Here is a 9,407-nt window from a genome sequence, read left to right as displayed (position 1 = left end):
TCCTAGCCCAAAAAGGTGGGCTCGGCCGGAATGGGAGGGCCGCGTATACGGCGCAGATGCGGAAATCTGCATGGGAGCGTTGCTCCGCCGTAGCGGCCCCTTTGGGGACGCGGATTCCCTTATTGGGGCGAGTCGTTGCCTTTCGCGAGCTCTTCCTCCGTCGCCACCGCCTCGAGAACGACCGCCGCCAGCGGCGGCAAGGTGAGCGGCACGGAGAAGGGGCGGTTCATCCACGGCTGCTCCTCGGCGATGAGCGGATCGCTGCCGTTGCCGACGTCGCTGCCGCCGTAGTAGGCGGAGTCGGAGTTGAGCACCTCGCGGTAGGCACCGCCGCTCGGCACGCCGACGCGGTAGTCGTGGCGCGGCACCGGGGTGAGGTTGAGCACCACCACCAACTCCTCGCCCTCGGCCCCCTTGCGCAGGAAGCTGAGCACCGACTGCTGGGCGTCATGGCAGTCGATCCACTCGAAGCCGTGCGAATCGAAGTCGTGACGATGGAGCGCCGGCGACTCGCGGTAGAGTCGGTTGAGGTCCTTGACCAGCCGCTGCATCCCCTGGTGCAGGGGGTAGTCGAGCACGTACCAGTCGAGCACGCCGGCACTGTTCCACTCGGTGCCCTGGCCGAACTCGGTGCCCATGAAGAGCAGCTTCTTGCCCGGATGGGTGAACATGTAGCTGTACAGCGCGCGCAGGTTGGCGTGACGCTGCCACTCGTCGCCGGGCATCTTGGTGAGCATCGAGCCCTTGCCATGGACCACCTCGTCGTGGCTGAACGGCAGCATGAAGTTCTCGGTGAAGGCGTAGAGCATGCTGAAGGTGAGCATGTCCTGGTGATACTGGCGGTGGATCGGCTCGTGGGCCATGTAGGCCAGGGTGTCGTTCATCCACCCCATGTTCCACTTCAGATCGAAGCCGAGCCCCCCCAGGTAGGTGGGCTTGCTCACCTGGGGCCAGGAGGTGGACTCCTCGGCGATCATCAGGATCCCGGGGCACTCCTCGTGTACCGCCACGTTGAGTTCGCGCAGAAAGTCGATCGCCTCCAGGTTCTCCCGCCCGCCGTGCTGGTTGGGCACCCACTCCCCCTCGTTGCGGGAGTAGTCGAGGTAGAGCATGGAGGCCACCGCGTCGACCCGCAGGCCGTCGATGTGCAGTTCCTCCAGCCAGTAGACGGCGCTGGAGATGAGGAAGTTCTTCACCTCGTTGCGGCCGAAGTTGTAGATCAGGGTCGACCAGTCCTTGTGCTCGCCGAGCCGCGGGTCGGCGTGCTCGTAGAGCGGCGTGCCGTCGAAGCGCGCCAGGCCGTGCTCGTCCTTGGGGAAGTGGGCGGGCACCCAGTCGAGGAGCACGCCGATACCGTGGCGGTGGCAGTGGTCGACCAGGTAGCGGAAGTCGTCCGGACTGCCGAAGCGGCGGGTGGGGGCGTAGTAGCCGGTGGCCTGGTAGCCCCAGGAGAGGTCGAACGGATGCTCGGTGACCGGCAACAGCTCGATGTGGCTGAAGCCCATCTCCTGCACGTACTCCACCAACTGATGGGCCAGCTCGCGGTAGTTGAGGAAGCCCCCCTCGGCGTCACGCCGCCACGAGCCCGGGTGGACTTCGTAGACCGACATCGGGGTGTGCTGCCAGTCGTGCGCGCTGCGGGCGGTCATCCACTCCTCGTCGGCCCAGGGGAACGTGCTCTCTCCGGCGATCACCGAGCCGGTGCGTGGGCGAAGTTCATGATACTGCCCGTAGGGATCGGCCTTGAGGAGGATCGCGCCGCTGTGGCGGTTGCGGATCTCGTACTTGTAGACGTGGCCCGGCTGCAGGTCGGGGATGAACAGCTCCCACACCCCGCTGCCGCCGCGCGCGCGCATCGGATGGGCGCGGCCGTCCCAGCGGTTGAAGTCGCCGACCACGCTGACCCGCTCGGCATTGGGCGCCCACACCGCGAAGAGCACCCCGGCCACACTCTCCACCCGGTGCTCACGGGCGCCGAGGATGCGGTAGGCGTGGTGGTGGCGCCCCTCGCCGAAGAGGTGGAGATCGAAATCGGCGAGCTGGGCCCCGTAGGTGTAGGGGTCGTGGCCAATATGATCGTGGCCGCCGGCATCCTGCCAGATCAGCCGGTAGTGCTCGGGCAGCGCGGCATCCTCGCCACGCCACTCGAACAGGTCGCTGTCGGGCAGGCGGGCGAGCTCATGTCCCCCCTCGGCAATGGTCACCGCCTCGGCGTGGGGCAGGAAGGCGCGCACCACGGTAGCCCCGTCCTCCTGGTGGCGGCCGAGGACGGCAAAGGGGTCGTGGTGGCGCGCTTCGATGATCTTGCGCAGCTCGTCGGAGAGGTTTTGCTTCTTGGTCATGGCGGGAGGTCTCTGTCGATATACGTGGGAGCAGTGGGGGAGCGGTGAACGACGCCGTAGGGTGGATGCGCTGCGCCTATCCACCCTACGGCACTCGAATCTCCATCACGGGACGGATACACCTCCACTTCGCTCCGGTGGATGCGCAGCGCTTATCCACCCTACGGTTCAGAAGTCATAGTCGAGAATGGCGTCGGCGCGGCGGCAGATCTCCCGGCCGTAGTCGGTCCACAGCCCCTGGCCCCAGTAGCGGTAGCAACTGGTCTGGGAGGCGAGCAGGTGGAACAGCGCGTTGCGGTAGCGCGGGTCCGAGGTGGGCACGCCCGCCTTCAGCACCACCTCGTTGAAGTGGGAGCTGGCCCGCTCCATCGGGCCGAGCACATTGTCGTAGCCCTGCACCCAGGAGAGGTTGTTGGTCCAGCTGCCGCCGTCCATGTGGAAACGGTGGTCGCGGCGCTTGCACTCCTCGATCGCCGCGGCCAGCTTCTCCGGCCCGGAACCGGGCTCGAAATGCTCGAACAGGGAGGCCTGGAAGATCGGCTGCACCGCGGGAAGGTCCTGCTCCTCAATCCCCATGGCGAAGAGGTGTTCGAGGTACTCGGTGGCATTCATCAGCGGTACGTCGGAGCCGCTGGCGGCGCGCACCACCTCGAAGTACTTCGGCGGGAACTCGTTCATCATCACCCCGCCGTTCTCGCCGTCGGCGATCTGGCTGACCAGCGGCGGCACGCTCTTGCCCGCCAGTTGCCAGCGGTCGAGGCTCTGCGCCTCGTACCAGGGCTGCATCTGCGCCACCAGCTTGGTGTCGGAGCCCTGGGTCTTGATGATGGCGATGATCTCGGCGCTCTCGCCCTTGGAGTTGGTGCAGACCAGGCGGTGGGGCAGGTGCTTCTGCTCGATGCCGCGCCCATCCCCCGGCAGCTCCACCGAGTGCTCCTGCACCAGCACCCACTGGTAGCCGCAGTCCTTGAGGGTCTTGACGAACTCGTAGGCGACGTCGGGGTGGTTGGGCAGCGCCATCTCCGCCGGCGAGAAACCGCGCACCCGGGTGAGCGCCTCCAGGCCGAAGATGGCGGCGAAGTGGTGCTGCCACGCCTTCACCTGCAGGCGGAAATCCTGCACCGGGGTGGAAGGGGCCACGGCGTGGCCCCAGGTGTTGCCGAGCCACTCCACCTTGCCGCGGTAGCGGGGATCGAGGGTGACCGTCTTGAGGGCGTCGATGACGTCGTCCAGCCCCATCTGGCGCAGGCCGTGGAGCAGCACGCCGGAGTAGTCGAGCATCACCCGCGGCGCGCGCCCCTCGTTGACCAGCTCGGGAATGAACTCGCCGATCCGCTTGTAGCACCAGTGGAAGACCGGGGCGTTGTGGTTATCGCCGATGTCCTGGTGCTCCATCATGTACTGGAGGTTGCTGATGATCCCGGCGGTGGCGAGATCATCACCGCCGGCGGGGATCAGCGGCTGCTGCATGTGCAGGGCCACCGCGCAGGCGCTCTTGATGCGGGCGAAGTCGATGCCGCTCTCGGGCAGGTAGACCGGCTTGCCGCGGGCGGCGTGGAGGGTCTCCTCGATCAGCGCCTCGTCGCCGCAGATGTTGGGCAGACCGTCGATGTACTCGGGAAGCTCGCGCATTGGGGCGCTCCTTGGTTGGTGGGTGAGCGGTGAACGGTGAGCAGTGCTCACCGCTTCCCATTCACTACTTGTGACGGATGTAGTCGTAGATGTTCACGTAGTTCTGGCCCGGCCAGTTCCACGAGTAGTCGAAGTGCATGCCGTTCTCCATCAGCTCGCGGAACTGATCGGGATAGTCGTACCAGAGGCCGATGGCGCGGCTCAGGGCCGACTCCAGGCCGGCATGGTCGGGGTCGCGGAAGGTAAACCCGTTGCGTCCCTCCCGGGGGCGGTCGGAGTGGTCCTTGTCGAAGACGGTGTCGGCCAGCCCGCCCACCTCGCGCACCACCGGCACGGTACCGTAACGCAGCGCGATCATCTGGGTCAGGCCACACGGCTCGAACAGGCTCGGCACCATCAGGATGTCGGCCCCGGCGTAGATCAGGTGGGCCAGTTCCTCATCGTAACCGATCTCCAGGTGGCAGTCCGGGTTGTCGTTCATCTGCCGTTTGATGTCCCAGAAGTGGGCGTTGATTCCCTGCTCCGGGCTGGAGCCGAGGAGCACGAACTGGGCGCCGCGCTCCAGCGCGTAGTAGAGGCCGTGGCGCACCAGGTCGAGGCCCTTCTGGGGATCGAGACGCCCGACGTAGGCGACGATCGGGCTGTAGTCCTTGCGCAGCCAGAGCCGCTCGCGTAGCGCCTCCTTGTCGGCGAACTTGCCGTCGACCGCAGCGGCATCGTAGTGGTGGGGGATGTGCGGGTCGGTCTGCGGATTCCACATCTCGTAGTCGAGGCCGTTGAGCACCCCGCCGAACTTGGCCTGATGGGTCGTGAGGACCGGCCCGAGTCCGTGGCCCTGCTCGGTGAAGCGCGCCTCCCAGGCGTGGCGCGGGGAGACCGTGGTGACGAAATTGGCGTAGACCACCGCGCCCTTCGCCAGGTTGATGGCGGTGGGGTCGTAATCGTCGCCGAGGCGGTCACGGGAATAGTAGTAGTCGTGGCGCTTCAACCCGGTGAGGTCGAGTACATTGGGACCGCAGATCCCCTGGTGCTTGAAGTTGTGGATGGTATGACAGACCCGCTGCCGCTCCAGCCCCTGGTGCTTGTAGATCTCGAACAGCAGCGGCGCCACCAGGCCGGTCTGCCAGTCGTGGGTGTGGATCACATCGGGCCGTTTGCCGCTCTGCAGCAGGAACTCCAGGGCCGCCTTGCTGAAGAAGGACCAGCGGATGTGCTCGTCGGGGAAGCCGTAGTAGCCGCCGCGGTTGAAGAAGTTCTCCGGCGAGTGGGGCTCGATGAAGAAGCACTTGCGGCCGTGGACGAAACCGAACCAGACGGTACAGCGCACCGCCCCCGCGCCCCACGGCACCCACAGGTCGGGGTGGGTCACCTGCAGTCCCCAGATGTGGTCGTAGCGCATGCAGTCGTAGAGCGGCAGCACCACCTCGACGGCGTGACCGCGGATCTCCAGCTCCCGGCTCAGCCCCAGAACCACGTCCCCCAATCCACCCACCTTGGCCACCGGGGCCATCTCCGGGGCAACCATCATGATGTACATACTCATCAAACCTCGTCATCGATCGTGGACGTGGAGTATTCGTTCCTATTCCTTAGGAACCGGTAGGGACGATCTCGGGTGCCGACCGATGGGCGCGCCCGATACTCTCCCAGGCGGCGTTCAGATCGGCATGGGCGCGCGGCACCCACGCCTCGCCCCAATAGAAATTGCAACTGGTCTGGGCGCGCAGCAGCCGCCACTGCGCCTCGTCCAGCTCGCGGTGCAGGGCGTGGTCGTGGTTGCCCAGCTCGCCGGCCCGCCAGCGGGTGTCGTGCAGGACGCGACTGGTCTCGGCGACCCGGGCCAGGCCCTCCTTCTGCTCCTCGGACCCGGTCCACTGGAGGAAACCGTGGCCGTGGTGCCAGCCGGTGTTCCACGCGCCGGTGTTGACCCGCACCTCCCCGCTGACCCCGTAGCGGTCCAGGTAGTCGTCGATGAAGGTCGGGCGCACCGCCCCGCCGTCGCGGGCGTGCTCCATCAGCTCGGTGTAGAGACCCCAGAAATTGGCCTTGGGTTCGGGGTTGCGGAACCAGCCGCCGTTGTCTCCGTCGGTAGCGGTGGTGACCAGCGGGGCGAAGTCGCACCAGCGGGTGCGCGCCTCCAGCTCCTGCTCGAACCAGCCGAGCTCCATTCCCGACTGCTGGGCGTCGGAGAGATCGCGGTCGCGCACCACCACGATGATCTCGTCGTCGCCGAAGCGGGCGACGTGGGGGCGGTAGCGCAGCTCCTGCCAGGACATCGGGGTGACCGCCTCCACATGGTCGCTGTCGACCAGCACGTAGCGGTAGCCGAGCCGCTTGAGCAGCGGGATCAGCTCCATGGAGAAGCCCATCTCCGGCGGCCAGAAGCCCTGGAAACGGTCCCGCCACAGCAGGTGGCCGGCGAGGCCGCGCCAGCGGGCGAGCTGCTCGTAGCGGTCCGCTTCGGGGATCAGCGGCAGCACCGGGTGGTAGTAGCCGGTGCCGACCACGCGGAAGATCGCCTCGTTCTGGAAGTGCCAGAGCAGCGCGCCGCAGTCGACCACGCCGTACATGCGCGCCTGGAACTCGGGATCGGCCAGGGTCTCCAGCAGGTTGCCGGAGAGCGAGAGGTGGACCCGGCCGACCTCTTCATAACCCCACAAGGAGCGCGGGATCCGGTCGAGCGCATAGAGCACCTCGTGGGTCTCCCAGGCGTTGTGCTCCAGATGCTCCCACAGGTTGCCGGCCGGCTGGTGGAGGTTGAGGACTAGGGCGTGGTGGATTTCGCGCACGGCGGTGAACCTCTCGATGGAGTGACTGGCTCTCGGTGGCGGTCCCGAAAACCCGGGGAATCTGCGCCGCCCGCACTACACGTTGATGACAGTGGGCGGCATGCGGTAAGGGCTCATGAAGGAACAACTCCCTGTCTTGGGACGCCGATCCATTCCCTCCGGCAAGGCGCGCAAAGGGTTGCATACCATGAGCATGCGCCCCTTTGCGCGCCTTGCCGGAGGGGCGTCTCGACGCCCCAAGATCAGGAAGTGATTCTTTCACGGGCCCTTAAAGGATAAATCACCCCGAACTCCCTTGTCTCGTGGTCCCGTGGAGCGGGGGATGGGGGGCAGCGGGGAGGGTCGTGTGGTCAGTCCCCCTGCTCGACCTCCGGCGTCCGCCGCCGCTGCACCAGCAGCGCCAGCGAACGCCCCGCCAGGGAGTAGTTCTCCCCCGGTTGATGGAAGCTGTTTCCCTTCAGTCCGTCATGCATCGCGGTATCCAGCACCATCCGCCAGCGGGTGCCGAGGGGGCGCGACGGCAGGGTGAAATCGATCGGCTCGTGGTGGGCGTTCATCAACAGCAGGATATGGTCGTCGCGCAGCACCTCGCCGCGCTGGTCCAGTTCGTCGAGCGCCTCGCCGTTGAGCGCCACGCCGATGGCTCGGGCGAAGTGGTGCGCCCACTCCGCGTCGCTCATCTCTGTCCCCTGGGGGGTGAGCCAGGCGATATCCTTCACCCCGCTCCCCTGGACCGGCCGTCCCTGGAAGAAGTGGCGGCGGCGCAGCAGCGGGTGGGCCTGGCGGATGCGCAGCAGGCGCTGGACGAAGGCGAGCAGCCCGCGCGCCTCGTCGTCCAGGTCCCAGTCGATCCAGCTCACCTCGTTGTCCTGGCAGTAGGCGTTGTTGTTGCCCCCCTGGGAACGCCCCATCTCATCGCCGGCCACCAGCATCGGGACCCCCTGCGAGAGCAGCAGGCTGGCCAGCAGATTGCGCGACTGGCGCAGCCGCAGGGCGTTGATCTGCGTATCGGCGGTGGGGCCCTCGACGCCACAGTTCCAGCTGCGGTTGTGATTCTCGCCGTCGCGGTTCTCCTCGCCGTTGGCCTCGTTGTGCTTGTGGTCGTAACTCACCAGGTCGCGCAGGGTGAAGCCGTCGTGGGCGGTGACGAAGTTGACGCTGGCCACCGGTCGGCGCCCGCCCGCCTCGTAGAGGTCGCTGGAGCCGGTCAGCCGCGAGGCGAGTTCGCCGATGACCCCTCCCTCGCCCTTCCAGTAGTCGCGCACCGCATCGCGGTACTTGCCGTTCCACTCGGTCCACCCCACCGGGAAGTTGCCCACCTGATAGCCGCCGGCGCCCAGATCCCAGGGTTCGGCGATCAGCTTCACCTGGGAGAGTACCGGGTCCTGATGGATGGTGTCGAAAAAGGAGCCGAGGCGGTCCACCTCGTGGAGCTCGCGGGCCAGCGCCGAGGCGAGGTCGAAGCGGAAGCCGTCCACATGCATCTCCTGCACCCAGTAGCGCAGGCTGTCCATCATCAGCTGCAAGACCTGTGGGTGGCGCATGTTGAGGGTGTTGCCGCAGCCGGTGAAGTCCATGTAGCGACTGGGATCGTCGGGGCGCAGGCGGTAGTAGGAGGCGTTGTCGATCCCGCGGAACGAGAGGGTGGGCCCCAGGGCATCCCCCTCGGCGGTGTGGTTGTAGACCACGTCGAGAATCACCTCGAGCCCCGCCGAGTGGAGGGTCTTCACCATGGTCTTGAACTCCTGCGCCGAGCCGCTGCGGCAGTAGCGCATCTCCGGGGCGAAGAAACCGATGGAGTTGTAGCCCCAGTAGTTGCTCATGCCCTGATCGGTGAGCCTGCGTTCGTCGGCGATGGCATGCACCGGCAGCAGCTCCACCGCGGTCACCCCGAGGCCCTTGAGGTGTTCGATCACCGGGAAGGAGGCCAACCCGGCGTAGGTGCCGCGCAGCTCCTCGGACACCCGCGGATGGCGCATGGTGAAACCCTTGACGTGGAGCTCGTAGATGACGGTGTCGTGCCAATGGACCCGCGGCGGGCGGTCGTCGCCCCAGGTGAAGGCGGGATCGATCACCTTGCATTTGGGCATCACCGCGGCGTTGTCGCGGGGGTCGAAGGAGAGATCCCCGGTCGGATCGCCGTACCGGTAGCCGTAGTGCAGGTCGGTGCAGCGAAACTCCCCCTTGATCGCCTTGGCGTACGGGTCGAGCAACAGCTTGTTGGGGTTGAAGCGGTGGCCGCGGCGCGGGTCGTAGGGCCCGTGCACCCGATAGCCATAGAGCTGGCCGGGACGCGCCTCGGGCAGATAGCCGCACCACACCTGATGGATCTTCTCCGGCAGCGGGATGCGGGCGACCTCCGTCACCCCCGTCGCGTCGAACAGGCATAGTTCGACCTTTTCGGCGTGCTCCGAGAAGAGGGCGAAGTTGACCCCCTCGCCGTCCCAGGTGGCCCCCAAGGGGTGGGGACGGCCTCGCCATACCGCCCAGCGGTGACCGCTCATCGTCCGGTCCTCCGCCACGGGCTTCCATCCGGGGTCGATGATCGTCCGCGGCGGATTCGGTGAAACGGTGATGGGTTGGTCGACATGGGCACTGGATCCATTGGCGGGGAGGGGCCGAACAGTTTCGGCGACGAATATGA

Annotated in this window: 5 protein-coding genes; all 5 read right to left on the bottom strand. The window is 66.7% G+C overall.

Annotated elements, in window-relative coordinates:
- Positions 1–119 precede the first annotated feature (119 nt).
- A complete protein-coding gene (gene glgB, locus ACYQ2W_RS15355) occupies positions 120–2,342 on the bottom strand; it encodes a 1,4-alpha-glucan branching protein GlgB (protein ID WP_459868976.1) in 2,223 nt (740 codons plus the stop codon).
- Positions 2,343–2,510: 168 nt separating this feature from the next.
- A complete protein-coding gene (locus ACYQ2W_RS15350; protein ID WP_459868974.1) occupies positions 2,511–3,974 on the bottom strand; it encodes a glycosyl hydrolase family 57 in 1,464 nt (487 codons plus the stop codon).
- A gap of 64 nt (positions 3,975–4,038) precedes the next feature.
- On the bottom strand, positions 4,039–5,517 hold the full coding sequence (locus ACYQ2W_RS15345) for a glycogen synthase (protein WP_459868972.1): 1,479 nt from the start codon (positions 5,515–5,517) through the stop codon (positions 4,039–4,041).
- Between the two features lie 46 nt (positions 5,518–5,563).
- Entirely contained in the window at positions 5,564–6,763 is a 1,200-nt protein-coding gene (locus ACYQ2W_RS15340) for a glycoside hydrolase family 57 (protein ID WP_459868970.1), read from the bottom strand.
- A gap of 350 nt (positions 6,764–7,113) precedes the next feature.
- On the bottom strand, positions 7,114–9,267 hold the full coding sequence (glgX, locus tag ACYQ2W_RS15335; protein WP_459868968.1) for a glycogen debranching protein GlgX: 2,154 nt from the start codon (positions 9,265–9,267) through the stop codon (positions 7,114–7,116).
- Positions 9,268–9,407: the final 140 nt, after the last annotated feature.

The organism is Endothiovibrio diazotrophicus (assembly GCF_054657215.1).
Note: the sequence above shows the minus strand (reverse complement) of the source record. Positions and strands in the feature narration are given on the sequence as shown.

Bases quoted from the DNA above. Each gene is read 5' to 3' on its own strand.
- glgB (WP_459868976.1), bottom strand. From the start codon at position 2,342: ATGACCAAGAAGCAAAACCTCTCCGACGAGCTGCGCAAGATCATCGAA.
- ACYQ2W_RS15350 (WP_459868974.1), bottom strand. From the start codon at position 3,974: ATGCGCGAGCTTCCCGAGTACATCGACGGTCTGCCCAACATCTGCGGC.
- ACYQ2W_RS15345 (WP_459868972.1), bottom strand. From the start codon at position 5,517: ATGAGTATGTACATCATGATGGTTGCCCCGGAGATGGCCCCGGTGGCC.
- glgX (WP_459868968.1), bottom strand. From the start codon at position 9,267: ATGAGCGGTCACCGCTGGGCGGTATGGCGAGGCCGTCCCCACCCCTTG.